The organism is Paracholeplasma vituli (assembly GCF_025446935.1).
GTDB classification, from domain to species: Bacteria; Bacillota_I; Bacilli_A; order Acholeplasmatales; family UBA5453; genus Paracholeplasma; species Paracholeplasma vituli.
The window spans coordinates 28,909-47,409 of the sequence record NZ_JAOEGN010000006.1 but is presented as its reverse complement, the minus strand read 5'-3'; the positions used below and the strand labels follow the sequence as shown (position 1 = coordinate 47,409).

The window sequence follows — 18,501 nt, the reverse complement described above, 5'->3', positions numbered from 1 at the left end:
CTAGACTAAATACCGACTTTTACACCGATATCGTATACTCTGGATGCACTCATAAAGAGTGTTGTGTATAGATAATCAAATTGGTAACTTCCAAGGATGTCTAAGCGTTGTGGGAGAACTAAACCACCAATGACTAATCGCTTCTTACCTCGGTTATCTAAGATGACACGACGAATGGCTTCATCATTAAAGTATTTCAGACAAATAAAGTCTACATTTGAATTTTCTACTTCGTAAAAATGCTGGATATCAGAGATTTCTATCAATACAGGTTTGGATTGTACTGTCTTCACTTTTTCAATGGCTTCTACACGGTTTCCGGTGAGGTCTATTAGGGTTTCATCGATTTTAAATAAATCCAATCGGACAGCACCACCATCTTTCATGGCTTTCGCAATCAAATCGTGGTCATTTGTAATTGTATCGTTTAAATCCATCACAACAGCGTTTTGAAGTTTAGTTTGATAGAGTCTGACTAAACTAGCAATCCCCATCATTTTACCGATGATATGAGTTAACGTGTTTAAGATGCGATAAACAGTATCTTTTTCACCAGAGATTGAACAAAGTAATTCGCCTCTTTTGACAGATTGACCATTTTGTTTGTGCTTTCTAAATTCGATTTCAATGTCATAAAGGCTTAATAAGGTCTGAATCTCATCTAACCCAGATACGATGCCTTCTTCTTTGCAAAATAAATAAAAAACGCCCTGCGTTTTGTCGATCAACGGGTTGTGTTCACCACGTAATGACTCAATTATGGTTTCAAAGTATCTTAACATGTGGTCACGACCTTTCTATAGTTGCTTCTATTTTAGCCTTGTATAGGACAGATATGCAAGCGTTATGTGTTATAATCATAAATGATTAAGGAGTTGATTCGTGTTGAAACCACTCGCACACCGATTAAGACCTGTTCGCTTTGAAGATGTTGTTGGACAAGACCATCTCATTGGTAGCGACGGGATTATTACCCATATGCTCGAACAACATAAGCTCATTTCATTCATTTTGTATGGAAATCCTGGGACTGGTAAGACTACTATCGCGTCTTTAGTTGCTCAAAAATCCGAAATGGCTGCTTTTGCATTTTCCGCAGCAACCGATTCAAAACAGCGCTTAAAAGAATTGATTGACCAAACTGCCTATCACGATATTTTACTGATTATTGATGAAATTCATCGAATGAAAACCGATATCCAAGACTATTTGCTCCCGTATGTGGAGGAAGGTAAAGTGACTATCATTGGTTTGACTACCAATAATCCATACATTACGGTCAATCCAGCCATTCGTTCCCGCTGTCATATTTATCAACTCAACGATATTACAGAACAAGATATTATTAAAGTACTTGAAAATGCGTTAAATTCATCCGAAGTCGATACGGATTTAACACTCACAAAAGACACATTAGCCTATATTGCTCAATCCGCTGGTGGTGAAATTCGAACGGCTTTAAATATGTTAGAAGCAACACTACTTCTCACACAGTATGAAGTTATCACACCTAAGATTGCGAAACTTGCCATAGGAAAGCCTGTATTACAATTAGATGGGCAAGCTGATAACTACTATGAAGTCTTAAGTGCTTTTCAAAAATCTATTCGAGGGTCCGATGTCGATGCGGCACTACATTATTTAGCACGACTCATTGTCATGCAGGACTTAGTGTCACTCACTCGAAGATTAATGGTTATTGCTTATGAAGATATTGGTTTAGCAAACCCAGCGATTGGACCTAAAGTCATGGCAGCCTGTGATGCAGCGATAAAACTGGGCTTACCTGAAGCACGCATCCCGCTATCGGTTGCCGTTATCGATTGTGCACTATCGCCTAAATCAAATACGGCTTACACCGCACTTGACCAAGCGATTGCCGATTTTGAAACAGGAAAAACCGGTTCTATTCCGAAACACATTATCAATCGTGAGATTAAAGGGGATGCTTCTTTGTATAAGTATCCGCACGATTACCCTTACGCAATCGTTGATCAATCCTATTTACCGGAACCAATAAAAAACATCACTTATTACCATCCTAAAGAGGAATCCACTTATGAAAAGGCGTTAAAAGAGCGCTTGGAATGGATCACTAAAAAAAAGAAAAGCCGCTAAGGCTTTTATTTTTCTTCAATGATTTCAAAATGACGAATCGAAGCAACTTCAAAATGAAACGGGAAGTCCTCATCCACAATTTTACCGCCATACCAACCGCCTACTGCGAGGTTGATAATCATGTAATAAGGTTGATCAAAAGGCCATTCTGCAAAAGTATCATTAGGCTTTTTGTCTGCACGTAAGATTTCTTCGTAATCGACTTGGAAGGAGATATGGTCTTTAGTCCACTCTAAGATGTAATCATGAAATTCGGTATCTAAATTATTCGCTATTAAAACGCCTTCTTTATGGGTATTAATCGAATGGTTATACGTTTTTGTATGGTAAGCTGAAGTGACTTGAGTACGTCTGTTACCAGCAAATTCCATTAAGTCGATTTCTCCACAAGCTGGCCAACCTTGACCTTTCACAGTGCCCATAAACCAGATTGCAGGCCAAGCACCGCGTCCCTTAGGCATTTTGGCTCTAACGACAAAGCGACCGTATTGAAAATGTTTCTTATCCTTAGACATGATACGTGCAGATTCGTATGGGCAATTTGGATCATCACTCTTGGTTGCGATAATGTGTAGCGCACCATCAGAGACATAACAGTTTTCGAGTTTGTCAACATAACATTGTTTTTCATTGTTAGCCCATTTAGGTCCAACTTGGAATGTCCAAATCTCAGGATTTGGTTTCCCATTGTAATCAAAGTTCTCTTCAAAAGCCAATTTAAATTTTGCCATATGCATTTCCCCCTAATAATATGTCTTTTTATTGCATAATAACGTCATAGATGACAAATCACACCTGCTTTAGTATAATTAATCCATAGCGAGGTATGAATATATGTCTTATGAACAGTTTTTAAAACCAACCAACCCTAAAGTTGTGATGGTAGTCAAATCGTTTGGTACCATTGAGTTAGAATTATTTCCAGAAGTAGCGCCAAATACCGTCAATAATTTCATTGACTTAGTGGCATCTGGTTATTACAGTGGTTTAAAGTTCCACAGAATTATTCCCAATTTCATGATTCAAGGTGGATGGGGCCCAGAATTACGCCCAATTCGTGGTGATTTCAAGCAAAATGGGTTTTCCAATCCATTGTTACATGAACGCGGTGTCATTTCGATGGCAAGAACTAATAATCCGAACTCTGCGACCGCTCAATTCTTCATCATGCATAAAGCATCCCCTCATTTAGATGGGGCGTATGCTGCTTTTGGTGTCGTAACGAAAGGCATTGAAGTCGTGGATGCCATTGTGATGAGTCCAAGAGATTACTCAGACAAACCACACACGGATATCGTAATTGAATCCGTTTCGATAGATTTAAAGGGTCAAACTTACCCTAAACCCAATCGATTGTAAACAATATGCCGTTAAGTCGTTTAAGGACCTAACGGCTTTTTTATGGTTGTAGTACGTATAAATATCGCCATTTAGACACATCAAACTCACCAAAACGAACACGATAAAGGATCATTTGTTGACCACTAATCGTTGTATCGAGTATCCCCGTCTCAGATACATTCGCTTCGGTTTCAAAAGTGAGGTAAGCGGTGTAATCTTTTAAATCATCCCCATTAGCTGTAATACCATCTAAGACATTAAAATAGCTACCATAAGGAATACTGAGCACGTCGCTAACCCCATTGAGTGTTATGGTAGTCAGTTCAATCTTAGGTTTACAGCCCGTTAGTATCATTAAAGCAGATACAAACAGTGTAATACCGATTCTTTTAAACACAATTAGTTACGTAAATTGATATAGAGGATAATTTGTTCAATCGAGCCTTCACGGATAGCCTTAACAAAGGTTTCATTGAGTACATTACCTTTAATCCAATGGGTACCTAAGGCATCTCTCACTTCGATATCCGTAATGACTGCATTAGGATCATATGTATTCAAACCTTTTGGATTTATGTAGGTTACCTTTGTATCAAAGAATTTAAACGATACACGTCCTTCTCTAAAGAAACGGTGGTGTAATACCGGTTTAATTGCTAAAGTCAGTTGGTTATTATCGTAACTAAATGGTTTTTTACCAATAAACATCTCTTTGTACATCGATAACATTTCAGCTGTAGACCCGGATAGTCTTGAGACAAAACCTTGTCCATGTTTATTTGGGTCTGGATTGGTGGATGTCGCGATGAAACTGGAGTTTTCGAGTGGTGAACGCCCATATACTTCGGGATTCATAAAGCAAACCAAGTTGGTTTCGATTTCCTTGAAGAATTCGTCGTGTAGTCCTGCTTTTAGAAGGCCTAGTAAGTATTTATAAGTCATGTGTAGGAAGTTCGATTCGCGTTCAAGCCAGCCTTTAGTAAACGCTCTAATGCGTCCGATTTCATTTGAATACGCATCAAGAGAAACGCTGGTTTGATAGAATTTCATCTTACGATCATATAACTCTGTTTCTTTAATCGTTTGATACAATACTTTCGCCTTTTCTACATCTTTGGTTTGTTTTAAGTAACGTGCCGGCGCTTCAAGGAAGGCTGGAATAGGTTTCATTTCAAAGGCTAGGACCTTTACGAGTGGTAACTTATAATTACCAATCTTTGGTTGTCCATTTTCTAAAATCGGTTCGTATTTTGTCGCTTCAAATGTGAGATAAGTTGGGTATACTGGGTCAATCTCGAGCGCTTTGGTTTCAGCGACTTCAAGATCAGTTTGGATGCGTTCTAACACTTTAATTGCATCTTTCGTTGAAATACGTGCGAGTGACAGTGGGTGTTTTAGTGCAGCGCGATAATTTTCTAAGGCTGTCGTTCTTTGATCCCATAATGCAAATCCAGTCGAATTCAAGTTTTGGTAAGCATGTATTAGATCGACTAAAGGTTTAAGGACTTCGATGTCTTTAGATTCGAAGGACTTGAATGCTTTAAGTAGGTATTGATTGAGACGTTTGAGTTCAAACATCTCAGATACACCGGAACCAAACAATCCTGGTAATCCGTTCATCGCGTCATTCCAGCCAGGTTTATTCGCATCATAAGATAAGCCGATACCTGCTGGGTCTAATAGACCGTATTTGTTCAACACAAGGGTCAATAACTTAGAAGCTAAGGTGACTGAAACCGGTTTTTGATCAATTAATAACCAGTCACTATCTCCATGATGATGGGCTAATGCGCCATATTGTCTGACTTTTCCATCTTTGGTAAGCACCGTTTTTTCTTCTCTTGGTAAGACATCTGTATGGTTATCGAAGAAACGGTATTTGGATTGGTTGAAGAGTAAAGACTCTTCTTGTTCAGGATAAATATCTAAGAAGCCTTCAATGAGGTCATAAATATACGTGAAGTGGTCATTCCAATAACCTTCACCAAAACTCGCCTTAATCACAGGTTTCGATGATTTTAGTACGATCTTCATGGTCGTTTCGGCGACGTTATCAGAGTTCCCTAAGTCAATGAGTTTCTTGTAGAGTGACCCTGGTGTGAATGGTTTTTTAAGGAACTCTTCTAAACCTTTATGGGACACTTGACTGTGGTACTCAAATTGAATACCTTCAATTGATAATGGATTATAACTATCCGCACTGATTAACGATGCAAAATGCCATAGGTTATGATCTTTAACAAATCGGTGGAATAAGGTATCGTTACGACGATTTTGTAAGACGTCACGGAAGTTTCCGTTTCCTTGTGAATAGTATTCTGGTTCGATGACAAAGAAGTTATAGTCACGTTCTAAATCACCATGTTTACGACTGAATAAATGGTAACTCGCTGTACCATCTGCAGTTTCGATTGGGAACGGTTCCCCTCCGCGTAATAAGTTGTCTAAATAGCATTGTTTTAAATAAGCATCAAAGAGTGGTTCTGCAGTTTCCGTTTCGATGGCTTGTGTGATTTCTCCATGAAGTTTAGAATTTTCAAGGTCTTTTTCCATGAGGAATTCGGTATTCAATTTTTCAACGTATTCATCAAGTAAACCGCGGTCTGATGTGTAACCAACTAAACTGTTTAAGGTAACTTTCTTATCTAAATCATAGCTAAATGCACTAAAAGCACACGGGACTTGGTTCACGACAACTTGTGGTTTTGATACAAACGCATCAAATGCATGGTACATAAACCCGTAAGGTTTCGCGAATGCCGTATCCATATCAAACACCAATCTGGTATCGGCGATGATTTTAACGGTTTCGTCTTCAAGTTTTGATAAATAGAAATTACCATCAGTAACTTCACTCACCTCAGCGGAGTCTCCAGTGGAAGCTCTTAGTTTATAGAAAGCATAACCTGGCTTAAAATCGACGTCCATCCAGGATTGTAAAAGGTTTGAAATGGCTTTGAATCCGCCGTAATCAATCCCTGAAGGGAGTATTTGGGTCAAACCGTCAAGGACTTCAATGTGTCTTTTACGATTGGATAAGTTTTCGAATGTCACTTTGCGAACCAAAGCACCAACTTTTTCATTAGGGAGAGTGAAGTACTTCACAGTGACCTTTAGTTCGATAGTTTCGTTGATTTCAGAAATCGAGACAGATTCTTTTTCAACGTAAAGGTGTTGATTTAAACCTTCCTCTTTAAAAAATTCATAAATGATACCGTTTACACGAATGAATGTACGGAAACCAATGGTTTTGGTATACATATACGCTGCATTCGCTGGAAAGAATTCAAGAATTGCGCCATTCTTATCACGTCGGCCAAAACTGGTGATTACTTGGCCACGATTCACATAGAAACTCCAAAGTGGAATTCCTTTTTTACCCGCAATACCTGGTAAAAATGAGGAGAATGGTTTTTGTTTTTGGTAGTTCTTTTGAATAAATGTAGTATAATTCGATTTCATATTGACCTCCATAAAATCGTACAACTGCTTATTTTGTTGTTTCGCGAACCATCAGTTCAACCGGAATGCGGATAACTTCTTCGACAGGTCGATCTGGGTGATTAATCAACTGTAGTAATTTTTTAGCTGCTGTGGTTGCTATGCGTTCTCGGTCCTGTTTTACCGTTGTTAAACTTGGTGTAAAGTGTTTTGCAAAATGAATATCGTCAAAACCAATGATTTCAATGTCCTTTGGGATGCTAATGTTATGGTCTTTGAGTGCTTTTAAAACGCCTAAAGCGATGTCATCTGATCCAACTAACAAGACTTTTGGCAATGGGTTTTCGAGCAGTTTCATCGCAGCTTGGTAGCCTGAAGTAAATCCAAAGGATTCAGCAAACACAATGTGTTTAGGATTAATTGGATGTTCTTGCTCATTTTGATATTCAATAAACGCTTGATAACGTTCTAAAAAAGCTCTTGAATGCTGTGGTCCAGCAATCATACCGACTGTTTTACTTGAACCATTTTGATAGACATAATCCAGGCTTTGAATAATCCCCATTCGGTTATCAGAGACTATGGCATGGATACCAGGGATGAGAATATCCGTGGACACACATGGGATATTTTTAAGGGCGAGTTCGTGTAAGCCTTGATCGCCATTATCACCAACGACAATGTAAACCCCATCCACTTTTTTATTCATACACCACTCATAATAACTCATTTGGTTATTTCCTAGTTTAGAGACAATAAACGAGAGCTCATAGCCTTCATTTTCAACGTATTTCTTAAAATGTTGAAGAATTGAAGCGAAAAATGGGTGTTCTAATCCAATGTTCAAATCTTCAGAAAAGACGACACCAATGGTATAGCTCTTTTTAGATTTCAACATACGTGCAGAGGTTGCAGGCACATAGCCAACTTTTTTAATGTATGCAAGAACACGTTCTCTCGTTTCATCGGACACATTACCTGTCTTGTTAATCACCTTAGAAATGGTACCCGGTGAGAGATTCAGTTCTCTCGCGATATCGTAGATCGTCCGTTTCAACGTCTTCAGATCCTTTCGTAAACTTTAACGTATTTAAATTGCATGGTCACAGGAAAAATAGAATCATCAATCTTTCCACCCCACCAACCGCCAAGTGCGAGGTTCAAAATGAGGTAGAATGGCTGATGAAACGGCCATCCGCCTTCATCGGTTAGGCGGTTTTCGTCGCCACGATGGAAGGTGACATGGTGTTTCTTATCGATGTAAAAACGCATCTCATCTTCTTCCCATTCAAACGCATATTCATGGAAACCTTCTGTTAATTTTGGGTCTTCCACTATGTGTGTGGGTTGAAGATAGTTTATGTGATTATAACTTTTCGAGTGTAATGAAAAATGAACAAATCCAGGGTGATTTCCGACGTGTTCCATTAAATCGATTTCACCACAAAGTGGCCATGAAGTACCTGTTTGAAAAGCATTGGATAATAACCAAATGGCTGGCCATGTCCCCAGCCCAAGTGGTAACTTCGCCATGACTTCAACACGACCAAATAGAATTGATTTTTTACCATAGGTTGTCAATTTAGCTGATGTGTATTCGTTATTTTCATATTTTTCTTTATAACCCACAATGTTAAGGATGCCATCTTTCACGAATGCATTCTTTTCACGGTTAGTATAGTATTGTGATTCACCGTTTCCGAAACCGTGTCCTCCGGTTTCATAACCCCAAATCGATGCATCGGGTTTCCCATCTTTTTCAAACAAGTCTTGCCATAAAAGTTTATAAGCCATGATTCATCCTCGCGTATTCTATAAGTTGTTGCTTTTGTGCGTCTGTTAGATCCATTGAAGGTGAATTGTCATCTGAGGTATTCTCCTCTTCAATAATCAATAATTTACAATTTTTTGACAACGTATGGGAGTGAAATACACCCTTTTTGATGTTGTAAATTTTATGTGGTTCTAAATGGATAGGGACGATACGCCCATCCTCGTAAATAAATAGTGTACAAGCCCCTTCTAGAAGGACAAACGATTCATCCGTTAAGGTATGAGCTTGAAACTTATGAATGTTATTTGGGTCTAGTTCGTCGATATAATTTAAAATCGCAATTCTCCACGATTGAAAATGGAATAATTTTTGATAACCAATGCCATCAAAATGATGGATTTCAATACCTTTCATCTAAATAAACCTCCAGGTTGCCATCGAGGGATTGGAAGTAATTCGGTACCCATTGGCTATTCATTGTTATTTTCTTAATTTCATATTGACCATAAGATAACTGCTTAGGATTATGATAAGTAATTCGGCGTTTTTGTCCAAATAAATAAGTGTCGATATAAGCAACGCCATGGATAAAATCTTTTTTCGTCAATTTAGGATTCAAAATGAGTGTCCCTAAGTGCATTTGGATACCGAATACTTCGGTTCTTAATAATTTTAACAACCATGAAGCCGAACCCGTGAGGTAACTGTATTTACCTTCACCTTTTGGTGTGAAATACTCAGGAATACCTGCAAGCATATTTGATTTTGGATGAATCGATCGGTTCATAAGTGCATCAATCGCTTCATGCCCATAATTCACCAAATCGTATTGGTATAAGCCATAGGCATACATCACAGCCATGTGTGAGAATACAGCACCATTTTCTTTATGTCCATAGGCAAAGCCGTAAGCTCTTCCCATGTTAAGTTTGACTTCCTCAAAATTGGAGTTGAGTTTATATCCACCAATGGAAGCATCAAACAAGGTTTTCTTTGTCACGGAAGCAATCTGTTTTGCTCGTTTTAAACTGACGGTTTCAGATAGTAACGCCATCGCTTGACCAGTTAAAGAAAGTGTATCGAAACGGTCTAAGAATATACCATCATTATCAATATAGGATTGTAATGCACCAGTTGGATGTACACCATAAACATCTAAGTGTTTAATCATCGCTTTGGCTTTGGCTTTTAAAGCCTTGATTAATTGTGTGGTATCAACAACGGCGGTTACACCATCAAATAAAGCTACACGGTCTAAGAAAGATTCCAAACTTGGATTTTTATGGATATTTAGACTGAGTTCAGCTAAGGACTTGAAAAGTGTAATAGTTGGCACATTGGCGTATTCTAGGAATTCTGCTAATGTGCGTAGGTTGTTCGCGTAGAAATGGGTAAAAGCGAGTGTTTCACCTTTTTTAGTTGCCATGTCTAAACCGTCGTTCCAATCGGCATCTTCGAGTTTTAAGAAACCTTGTTCACCTAAATTGAGGGAAGCCACTACATTTTCTAGTAATAAATGTTCGAATATAGTACCTGTGTATGGGGTGCCCTCAACTCTAAGGACATAGTCTTTAGGGAAGTTTGTCTTGGTTTTCTTCGTATAGTGCGTAAATTGGTCTTCAAAATAGGGGGTTTGAAGCCATAAGAAATCGAGATCTCCGGTTTCGTGAATATACATGGCTGTGGTTACGATTGGCCACGCACCATGGTCACTCCAAACGCGGACAATGTTGTTACGATCGGCTTTGAATTCGCCCTTCTTTGATCCTATAATGGTCGCGTTTGATCCATCTATACGGATTCCAGCGAAATTATTGATGAGCGCGTCTTTTACTGTAGGATCGTTATACATAATAAGAGATAGCAAATCTTGCCAAAGATCACGCCAGCCTTTCCCACCTTTTCCATAATCATGGTGAGGCATATATGAATTACCAAAAAAGCGTCTTAAGATGGGTTGAATAGCTACCATATCTAAAAGTGCGGTTTTAGCTTGGCTTCCATATGAGAATTGCAGTCTTGATACCTCATCGAGCCAGTAGGTTTTACAAGCGTTGAATGCAGTATCAAAGTTCGTTTCATTTAAATAGACGTTGTAGCGTTCTAAGTGTCCGACCGTGTTGGCAGAAAAACCGATAAACAATCTAATGGTTTGATTTGGTTCGACTTGAATTGGATTAAATGCGATGCCACCTAGCGCTTCATAACCATCAATGGTATCACCAACATGGGATGGATTTTGAGGTTTAGGAAATAATAAGTTTCCGTTGCCAATGAAATCATCCAAAGATGGGTAATAAGCCTTTATGCTTAAATCACTGGATTGTGCATGGAAACCATAATAGACATCATTTGGTTTGTGTCCACGTTCGTCAAAAGATAGTGTTGGTTTAAGTTCAATGAGGCCATCTTTGACCCATACTCGATTGAGTAAAGAGGTTACATGGCGGTGGTCTCTTAGGTTATCAGCGCTTCTACCATAGAGTGGTGAAGCGGTTAAAACATCCAAGCGGATGGTTTTTGTTGATCGATTCGTAAATTCAATTTTGTGAATCTCAATAGGGTCATCGTTGACAATGAATGAGGTCGTTTTAAGGCTCATTTTTGGATTATTTCGAGTAACTACTTGATAAAGCGGCCCCACTTCTAAATCCATGGTATCTTTTTGTTGTAACAATGAATTACCATTCAGGTGGTAAGGTTTACCATCAACATAGAAAATGACATTGCGTGAAAATAGACTATTAACGAGGTCTTTTTCTGTGAAGGGTTCGGTAATATAATGGTGATAGTCCAGTTTAATATCGCCAGAAAGTGTTGGTGTAATGTAAGACATTAAACCGGATTTGTTGAATAACGGAAAATAATAGCCGGTTAAGCCCTTAAGATTTTGTTTTAGAATGGTTCCCATATGTGCACCTCACTGTGTTTGGAAATCGGTTTCCTCATTTAACATTATATCGATTTAAACACAATTGTAAAGGGTTTCAGCGTACTTATTCGAATTAATAGAAACATTTTTATGGTTTAGTGTCGTAATCGAATCACATATTATAAATCCATGCGAACGTAGTCGAAGAAAAAAAATCCCCTCTCTGTAAAATTCTACAAACTTTAATTATTTGTAGTGTCTACTTTGAGGGGATCATATCACCATACGAACTGTCTTTATGAATTATATTTCGGTTGCAATTATCACAGGGATTGTTATTGGACTACGTTTGGTTTCTTTATATAAGAACTTGTTGATTTCTTCTCTTACATTGGTCTTGAGTTCATTCCAATTAATATACTTACCTTTAAGGTGTTTGTCACAAGCTTTAACGAATAACTCTTTGACTTCTTGAAGTAGTTGTTCCGATTCTTTAACATAGACAAAACCTTTGGTGACAATTTCAATTTCACCAAGGATGCGTTTCGAACGTGGATTGATATTGGCTACAATCAGCAATACACCATCTTCTGATAAGAGTTCACGGTCATGGATGACGATGTCGTTGACATCCCCAATAGCCGATCCATCGATCAGGATATCACCACTGCGATAACGTGCTCTTTGAACATCAGGTTCACCGTCTTTAAAGACCAGTGCATCGCCATTATCCATTAGGAATACTTGGTCTTTATCATAGCCCATTTCCATGGCTAATCGCTGAACAGTATACTGCATACGGTATTCACCGATAACTGGGAGAATATAACGCGGTTTAAGCATATTCATCATCATTTTAATTTCATCGGCTGTCGCATGTGAGGTGGTCAATATTTTTTTATCAATCACAGTCACTTTGGCATCTGTTCGATAAAGGATGTCTAAGGTTTTCGCAGCCATCTTTTCAGTACCAGGAATCGGTGAAGCCACAACCAAAACCGAATCGTTTTCATCGATGTGGATGAGGCGGTCAGCCTTCTTGCACATGCGTTGTAACATAAAGAATGGTTCATGGCGATTACCAGTAACTAAAGCAACGATATCACTATCATCATTCTTATTCTTATCATCGATATATCTTAAGCTGATTAAGGATTCTTTGGGGATATTCAAATAACTCATTTCAATAGCAATATCGACGATACGTTGAGCACGTCTACCAATGATTGCGATGCGTTTTTTATGTTTTAAGGCGATATCAATTACCCTTTGGATTTTCAATAAGTCAGATGAGAATAAGGATGCGATAACGCGACCTTTTGCGTTAGAAATCGCTTGGTTGATGGTATGATCGAGTTCTTTTGTGATCGAACCATTTAAGACCAATCCAGAACCCAAGGATTCAGTCATTAAACAAAGTACTTTCTTTTCTGCTAGTTCATTGATCTTTTTAAAATCGGTTTGATAGCGTGGGTCTGCACTTTGGTCAAATGTGTAATCAGAGGTATAAATGATTGACCCATCTACAGTATTGATTGCGACCCCAACACTCTCTGGAATGGAGTGGGTAGTTGTAAAAAAAGTCACTTTGACGTGGTCAAACTTGATGATTGAATTTTGATTGATCACATGGAGTTTTAACTTGTCTAAATCATAACCTTCTTCTTTGAGGTTATCCTTGATTAATTCCATGGTGAAGTTTGTTGCGTAAACAGGGACATTGATATCCTTTAAGATATGGGAAAGTGCACCAATGTGGTCTTCATGAGCATGTGTCATGAAAAAACCTTTGATTTTACTTTGGTGCTCTAAAAGTACTTTATAATCTGGAACGATTTCATCGACCCCGAATAATTCCGATGTTGGGTATTTGATCCCAGCATCTAAGATGAAAATTTGGTTATCGACGTCAACACAGTACATGTTTTTCCCGTTTTCACCTAGTCCGCCTAGCGCGAATATTTTGATTAAGCTCATTAAAATACATCCTTTCGATACAGAAACGTTAAAGTTTATTTAATTATAACATGGACAGGAAAATTTCAGCAAGTTTATTACACCTTTTCAAATCAAATAGACTCTAAAAGCAAATTCATTTGGCTTTATGGTAATATACTAATAGGTGATTAAAATGGCTATTAAATACCCTACTCCAAAAAAAACAACTGAAAAAATTATCAACCGTGCAAATCTTGGGATGACACTAGAGAGCGATATTGAAGCGACTAATCAGTATTATCTTGATAAACAAATCGCAGTGATCTACAAAAAACCAACCCCTGTACAAGTCGTAACAGTAAGCTATCCAGCCCGTAATAAAGCCAAAATCGTTGAAGCATACTACAAGACCCCTTCAACGACAGACTTTAACGGCGTTTACCGTGGTTATTATGTTGATTTCGATGCGAAAGAAACGAATTCTAGAACCTCGATTCCGTTAAAGAATATTCCAGACCATCAAATTCATCACTTAAAACGCGTCGTAGATGCGGGTGGAATTGGGTTTATGATTATCTATTTTGCATCATACAATCAGTATTTTTATCTACCTTTTGATGTTTTATACGATCATTTTCAAGATTCCCTTCATGGGGGTCGGAAATCTATTCCATATGAAACCATTAAAAAAGAGGGGTATCCGATTACCTTTGGATACAACCCTCGAATAGACTATCTATCCATTTTAGATCAGTATGTTATACCCGGTTTAAAACAAGCAAGCGCTTGTAAGTAAGCAGCATTGCTACTAAACAGAGTATCGTTGATGCTAACATATAAGTTCCATTATACACGATGGAGTATATAATGACGTTTTCATCTCCAGCATATTCCGCGAAGAAAAATATACCAGATAATGTATGGATTACAAAGCGAGTAAACCCACCTAATAACACCCCGAAAATGACTGCACTGAGATCTAATTTCAGTGCTTTTTTACTGAAAAATCCAGCTAAGCCAATGGCAGCAAAACCAAGGGTATAGTCGAATACAAACGAACCCCAAAAGAAGGCATAACCATCAATGAAAAAATTGACAATCCCGAATGCAAATCCAGCCAATAAGCCCCATTTCAAGCCATGACGATAGCTTAAAATGAAGATTGGAAACATCGCTAGGGATGCGGAACCACCTTGTGGCATCTGTAAAACTGGAATCATTTTAGAGATGATTTCCAATACCACTGCTAAAGCTACTAAAATTGCTGATTCTGTGAGTCTAGTTAATTCTTTATTCATCTTGAACACTCCTTTATAAATAAAAAATCCTTTTGGAATGCCAAAAGAATGTCCATTAAGTGACTATTCCTCCGCTGGCATGATCCAGATCAGGTAATTCGGGTCGATTTTAATCCTCTCAGCCTTTTGGCTCCCCGTAGTACACTTGTATTATAACATATATATTGAAAAAACAAATCAAAGTGATTTATAACTTCGAAACATAATCCGCAGAATAAATTTGCAGTAATTTATATTTTTGATTCGTTGTTTTACGTAAGTCAAATAAGAAACCTTCTACGGATTTCCAAATAAACACCCAACTCGCGATTGAAAAAACTTCATTGATGATGAATATATTGAAAAATCGATCGGACAATAAAATAGAAATAATCATCGCAGTTAAACCAAATAGAACCATCAACGTGGAGATGATTTTGATTTGCTTAATATTCACAGTCAAATCGATGATACGTTTTGTCAAACTGCGCTCAACCATGAGTTCAATGGTTTTTAGAAGTTCTGGTTCGAGTATGTGATTAGGCATCGTAATGTTAATCAACAGTGGCTTATAAAGTGGGACATACTTCGCATTTTCTTCCAAGTGATTCATGATTTCCTGACTAATGCGGCGACGACTCAACATAGTGAACTTTTGATAAATATCACTTTCCTGTGTAATTTCGAGGTCAATAACTGCGTAATCCTCATCTTCATCATATTCTTCATATTCGATTTTAAGGACTTCTTTGTCAGCTTCTTTGAACTTACTGATTTGTTGTCCTAACTGTTTTTCGCGGAGCTTTTCGGCTTCTTTTTGGGGAAGGACTTTCTTTTCTTCTGTTCTCATATCAATTTACCTCATCTATATTGTATCGTTTTTTGCCTACTTTAGCAAACGAAGTCATGAAATAAAAAGTGCTTGAGGCCTTTATAAAGCCTTCAAGCACTGTTTTTATACGGATTTTTTTTTACGTCTTTGTCCAAAGCCTGCGAAACGTACAGTTAGGTTTGTTGGCAGTACTTTTAACATGCCATGTGCTAACTTTTCCTTTAAACTAGGAACCACGACTACACGTTTAGAATCGAGAATGGCGCGTGCAGCAAACTTAGGATCACGTTTATAAAATTTAACTTGTGTCCCAGCTGTTTCGAAAAATTGGGTTTTGAGTGGACCCGGACATAAAGCTTGAATCTTCACATTGGATTTTGTAACCTTCGCTTCATATGCCAGAGCCCTTGTAATACTAGTCACGTAGGCTTTTGAAGCGTAATAGGTTGAAGCGTATGCACCTGGAACAAAACCAGCTAGTGAACTAACGTTGATGATACGCCCCTGACCTTTTGTCTTAAACATACCATAGAAGTGTTTCATTAAATGGTGTAATGCTTTAATATTTAAGTCAATCATTTGATACTCTTTATCGAGTGGTGCATCTTCAAATAGATCATTATGTCCAAAACCTGCGTTATTGATTAATAGATCTATGTCGTAAGGTTCAACGAAGCTAATGAGTTTATCTCGAAATTCTACCTTCGATAAATCTCCTACAAAGATATGAACTTTTACACGGTATTTTGCTTGTATTTCTTTTTGTGCAGACGCCAAATGTTCAAGATTTCTTGACGTTAAAAACAGGTCATAACCACGATCAGCGAGTAATTCAGAAAATGCCCGGCCGAGACCAATGGCACCACCTGTGACCAGTGCACAACTCATAGAATAACACCCTCGATGAGGACAACTTCTTTTTTCTGTGTGCCGATATGGATGGCTTTTTCTAACGTAGATAAAGCATCTTTAACACCTTTTTGATTCGCATGAATATCCAAAATAACATCACCTTCTTGGACATAATCACCAATCTTCTTATGGAAAATAATACCTACTGCTGGGTCAATGACGCCATCAACAGTTTCTCTACCTGCACCTAAGTAAGCAGCTGCTAAACCGATATCGATGGTTGTCATGGATTCGATATAACCAGACTTATTTGCCTTTAATGGAATGACTTGAGTGGATTTAGTGAATAAACTTGGGTTCTTGATATAGTTCGAATCCCCACCTTGAGCTTCAACCAATTCGATTAATTTTTCAAGGGCTTGTCCATTATGTAATTTGGATTTTAAAAGTTCAATTGCTTTTTCTTTCGAAGCAATACCTGCATCCTCAAGTAAATAGGCACCGATTTCAAGGACAACATTTTCTAAATCCTTTGGACCATTACCTTTTAAGGTTTCAATCGCTTCAATGACTTCTAGTGTATTCCCTACAGCAAATCCAAGAGGTTCATCCATATTTGTAAGGATTGCTTTCACACGTTTACCAGCTAGTTTACCGATTTGAACCATAAGGACAGCTAATTTCTTGGCTTCTTCAAGATCAGTCATGAAAGCGCCATTCCCTACTTTAACGTCTAAACAGATCGCATCTGCACCGGAAGCTAATTTTTTTGACATGATTGAAGATGCAATTAGTGGAATCGATGGGACAGTGGCTGTCACGTCACGCAGCGCGTACATCTTCTTATCTGCTGGGGTAATATTTTTGGATTGACCAATGACAGAAATACCAATGCGATTGACTTGAGCCTTAAACGCATCTTCATCTAAGACAATATTGTATCCAGGAATGGCTTCTAATTTATCCAGTGTACCACCAGTATGACCTAAACCACGGCCACTCATCTTCGCGAATTTCGCACCACAAGCAGCTACAAGCGGTCCTAAAACCAATGTGACCTTGTCACCAACACCACCAGTGGAATGCTTATCGACTTTGATGCCTGAAATGTCTTCAAGATTGAAGGTATCTCCACTATGCATCATAGCGATCGCTAAGTCAGTTGATTCTTGGTCTGTCATACCGTTAAAATAAGTCGCCATCAAGAATGATGACATTTGATAATCTGGAATTTGTCCTTGCGTATAGCCATGGACAATGAATTCAATCTCTGCTTTGGTTAATTCAAAACCATCGCGTTTTTTTGTAATTAAATCTAACATTCTCATCGTATTTACACCTCGTAAATGTATTATATCATATTCAAGTTTATTGGGCATTACTTTGTGCTATAATAGCAACGGGAGTGAATTACATGCGCATTTATGCAATCCGTCATGGACAAACTAACTATAACTTAAACCGCTTAGTACAGGGTTGGACTGACCATCCATTAAATGAAAATGGTGAGGCTCAAGCAAAGCGGATGGGATGTTATTTGAAACAACGTCAAGTCCAATTTACTAAAGTCGTTTCATCTCCACTGATTCGCAGTATCAAAACTGCTGAGATTATTCAAAATGAACTCAATGTAAACCTTGAAATTGAGATTGATCCAGCATTCATTGAAAGAGACTTTGGAGTATTTGAAGGTGATGATGTCGATGTGACCTCTAAAACCATTTCAACACCTAACTTTAGAAGAGATGGATATGAGCATGATGAAGCCTTATTACAGCGCATCCAAAACGGGTTAGATAATCTCTATCAACGTCACCCGAATGAGATCATTTTGCTATCTTGTCACTCTCATGTTATCAAGTCCTTACTCGTTTTAGCAGACCCTAATACTTATACCTATCGAACATTTTTGAATAATGGTAGCCTTTGTATCTTCGAATACGATGGCAACCGTTTAATCACAACCGATTATAATATTGAACCCTAATATAAACCGTTTCGGTTTATTTTTTTTATTTATTGGCTTATTCATAAGCAAACGATTTGTCATATATGA

The 18,501-nt window shown here is 38.0% G+C and carries 17 protein-coding genes and 1 riboswitch; of the genes, 4 read left to right on the top strand and 13 right to left on the bottom strand.

All coding sequences use genetic code 11. The features are described from left to right. Nucleotides 1-5 precede the first annotated feature (5 nt). Complete coding sequence (locus N7603_RS04160) at nt 6-782, bottom strand: beta/alpha barrel domain-containing protein (protein ID WP_262096095.1); 777 nt, start codon at nt 780-782, stop codon at nt 6-8. Between the two features lie 100 nt (nt 783-882). On the opposite strand from N7603_RS04160, the gene N7603_RS04155 reads away from it, so the two are divergent. Beyond that, on the top strand, nt 883-2,118 hold the full coding sequence (locus N7603_RS04155; RefSeq protein ID WP_262096094.1) for a replication-associated recombination protein A: 1,236 nt from the start codon (nt 883-885) through the stop codon (nt 2,116-2,118). 5 nt (nt 2,119-2,123) lie between these two features. Here N7603_RS04155 and N7603_RS04150 read toward each other — a convergent pair whose 3' ends face one another. Beyond that, nucleotides 2,124-2,849: a glycoside hydrolase family 16 protein gene (locus N7603_RS04150; protein WP_262096093.1), complete on the bottom strand. Its 726-nt coding sequence runs from the start codon at nt 2,847-2,849 to the stop codon at nt 2,124-2,126. Between the two features lie 103 nt (nt 2,850-2,952). On the opposite strand from N7603_RS04150, the gene N7603_RS04145 reads away from it, so the two are divergent. Next, nucleotides 2,953-3,477, top strand: coding sequence for a peptidylprolyl isomerase (locus N7603_RS04145; RefSeq protein WP_262096092.1), 525 nt, complete (start codon nt 2,953-2,955; stop codon nt 3,475-3,477). Between the two features lie 40 nt (nt 3,478-3,517). Here N7603_RS04145 and N7603_RS04140 read toward each other — a convergent pair whose 3' ends face one another. The 7 genes from N7603_RS04140 to N7603_RS04110 form a co-directional block, all read right to left on the bottom strand. Continuing rightward, nucleotides 3,518-3,856 carry a hypothetical protein gene (locus tag N7603_RS04140; RefSeq protein WP_262096091.1) on the bottom strand — a complete coding sequence of 113 codons (339 nt, stop codon included), beginning with the start codon at nt 3,854-3,856 and terminating at the stop codon, nt 3,518-3,520. A gap of 2 nt (nt 3,857-3,858) precedes the next feature. Continuing rightward, complete coding sequence (locus N7603_RS04135) at nt 3,859-6,921, bottom strand: hypothetical protein (RefSeq protein WP_262096090.1); 3,063 nt, start codon at nt 6,919-6,921, stop codon at nt 3,859-3,861. 28 nt (nt 6,922-6,949) lie between these two features. Beyond that, nucleotides 6,950-7,957, bottom strand: coding sequence for a LacI family DNA-binding transcriptional regulator (locus N7603_RS04130; protein ID WP_262096089.1), 1,008 nt, complete (start codon nt 7,955-7,957; stop codon nt 6,950-6,952). A 5-nt stretch (nt 7,958-7,962) separates the two neighbouring features. Then, nucleotides 7,963-8,694 carry a glycoside hydrolase family 16 protein gene (locus N7603_RS04125; protein WP_262096088.1) on the bottom strand — a complete coding sequence of 244 codons (732 nt, stop codon included), beginning with the start codon at nt 8,692-8,694 and terminating at the stop codon, nt 7,963-7,965. Beyond that, entirely contained in the window at nt 8,684-9,088 is a 405-nt protein-coding gene (locus N7603_RS04120; protein ID WP_262096087.1) for a cupin domain-containing protein, read from the bottom strand. The genes N7603_RS04125 and N7603_RS04120 overlap by 11 nt, the downstream gene beginning before the upstream one ends. Then, nucleotides 9,075-11,585 carry a GH36-type glycosyl hydrolase domain-containing protein gene (locus tag N7603_RS04115; RefSeq protein WP_262096086.1) on the bottom strand — a complete coding sequence of 837 codons (2,511 nt, stop codon included), beginning with the start codon at nt 11,583-11,585 and terminating at the stop codon, nt 9,075-9,077. Before N7603_RS04115 ends, N7603_RS04120 begins: the two co-directional genes overlap by 14 nt. A 264-nt stretch (nt 11,586-11,849) precedes the next feature. Beyond that, nucleotides 11,850-13,523 carry a ribonuclease J gene (locus tag N7603_RS04110; protein WP_262096085.1) on the bottom strand — a complete coding sequence of 558 codons (1,674 nt, stop codon included), beginning with the start codon at nt 13,521-13,523 and terminating at the stop codon, nt 11,850-11,852. A 154-nt stretch (nt 13,524-13,677) separates the two neighbouring features. Here N7603_RS04110 and recU point away from each other — a divergent pair, with 154 nt between their 5' ends. Continuing rightward, a complete protein-coding gene (recU, locus tag N7603_RS04105) occupies nt 13,678-14,280 on the top strand; it encodes a Holliday junction resolvase RecU (RefSeq protein ID WP_262096084.1) in 603 nt (200 codons plus the stop codon). On the opposite strand, the gene thiT is transcribed toward recU, so the two are convergent. The 4 genes from thiT to N7603_RS04085 all read right to left on the bottom strand — a co-directional run bounded on the left by thiT (nt 14,243) and on the right by N7603_RS04085 (nt 17,773). Continuing rightward, complete coding sequence (gene thiT, locus N7603_RS04100; protein ID WP_262096083.1) at nt 14,243-14,782, bottom strand: energy-coupled thiamine transporter ThiT; 540 nt, start codon at nt 14,780-14,782, stop codon at nt 14,243-14,245. The two genes, recU and thiT, sit on opposite strands and share 38 nt — an antisense overlap. A gap of 49 nt (nt 14,783-14,831) precedes the next feature. After that, a riboswitch (TPP riboswitch) is annotated at nt 14,832-14,929 on the bottom strand. 40 nt (nt 14,930-14,969) lie between these two features. Further along, a complete protein-coding gene (locus N7603_RS04095; RefSeq protein ID WP_262096082.1) occupies nt 14,970-15,611 on the bottom strand; it encodes a hypothetical protein in 642 nt (213 codons plus the stop codon). Between the two features lie 105 nt (nt 15,612-15,716). After that, on the bottom strand, nt 15,717-16,481 hold the full coding sequence (locus tag N7603_RS04090; RefSeq protein WP_262096081.1) for an SDR family NAD(P)-dependent oxidoreductase: 765 nt from the start codon (nt 16,479-16,481) through the stop codon (nt 15,717-15,719). Then, on the bottom strand, nt 16,478-17,773 hold the full coding sequence (locus N7603_RS04085) for a pyrimidine-nucleoside phosphorylase (RefSeq protein ID WP_262096080.1): 1,296 nt from the start codon (nt 17,771-17,773) through the stop codon (nt 16,478-16,480). Before N7603_RS04085 ends, N7603_RS04090 begins: the two co-directional genes overlap by 4 nt. Before the next feature lie 86 nt (nt 17,774-17,859). Here N7603_RS04085 and N7603_RS04080 point away from each other — a divergent pair, with 86 nt between their 5' ends. Beyond that, nucleotides 17,860-18,432, top strand: a complete 573-nt coding sequence (locus N7603_RS04080) for a histidine phosphatase family protein (RefSeq protein ID WP_262096078.1) — start codon at nt 17,860-17,862, stop codon at nt 18,430-18,432. The last annotated feature ends 69 nt before the right edge of the window (nt 18,433-18,501 follow it).

Excerpts from the sequence above, each read along its gene's own strand:
- N7603_RS04160 (WP_262096095.1), bottom strand. The coding sequence starts at position 782 with ATGTTAAGATACTTTGAAACCATAATTGAGTCATTACGTGGTGAACAC.
- N7603_RS04150 (WP_262096093.1), bottom strand. The coding sequence starts at position 2,849 with ATGGCAAAATTTAAATTGGCTTTTGAAGAGAACTTTGATTACAATGGG.
- N7603_RS04145 (WP_262096092.1), top strand. The coding sequence starts at position 2,953 with ATGTCTTATGAACAGTTTTTAAAACCAACCAACCCTAAAGTTGTGATG.
- N7603_RS04135 (WP_262096090.1), bottom strand. The coding sequence starts at position 6,921 with ATGAAATCGAATTATACTACATTTATTCAAAAGAACTACCAAAAACAA.
- N7603_RS04125 (WP_262096088.1), bottom strand. The coding sequence starts at position 8,694 with ATGGCTTATAAACTTTTATGGCAAGACTTGTTTGAAAAAGATGGGAAA.
- N7603_RS04120 (WP_262096087.1), bottom strand. The coding sequence starts at position 9,088 with ATGAAAGGTATTGAAATCCATCATTTTGATGGCATTGGTTATCAAAAA.
- N7603_RS04115 (WP_262096086.1), bottom strand. The coding sequence starts at position 11,585 with ATGGGAACCATTCTAAAACAAAATCTTAAGGGCTTAACCGGCTATTAT.
- N7603_RS04110 (WP_262096085.1), bottom strand. The coding sequence starts at position 13,523 with ATGAGCTTAATCAAAATATTCGCGCTAGGCGGACTAGGTGAAAACGGG.
- recU (WP_262096084.1), top strand. The coding sequence starts at position 13,678 with ATGGCTATTAAATACCCTACTCCAAAAAAAACAACTGAAAAAATTATC.
- thiT (WP_262096083.1), bottom strand. The coding sequence starts at position 14,782 with ATGAATAAAGAATTAACTAGACTCACAGAATCAGCAATTTTAGTAGCT.
- N7603_RS04095 (WP_262096082.1), bottom strand. The coding sequence starts at position 15,611 with ATGAGAACAGAAGAAAAGAAAGTCCTTCCCCAAAAAGAAGCCGAAAAG.
- N7603_RS04090 (WP_262096081.1), bottom strand. The coding sequence starts at position 16,481 with ATGAGTTGTGCACTGGTCACAGGTGGTGCCATTGGTCTCGGCCGGGCA.
- N7603_RS04085 (WP_262096080.1), bottom strand. The coding sequence starts at position 17,773 with ATGAGAATGTTAGATTTAATTACAAAAAAACGCGATGGTTTTGAATTA.
- N7603_RS04080 (WP_262096078.1), top strand. The coding sequence starts at position 17,860 with ATGCGCATTTATGCAATCCGTCATGGACAAACTAACTATAACTTAAAC.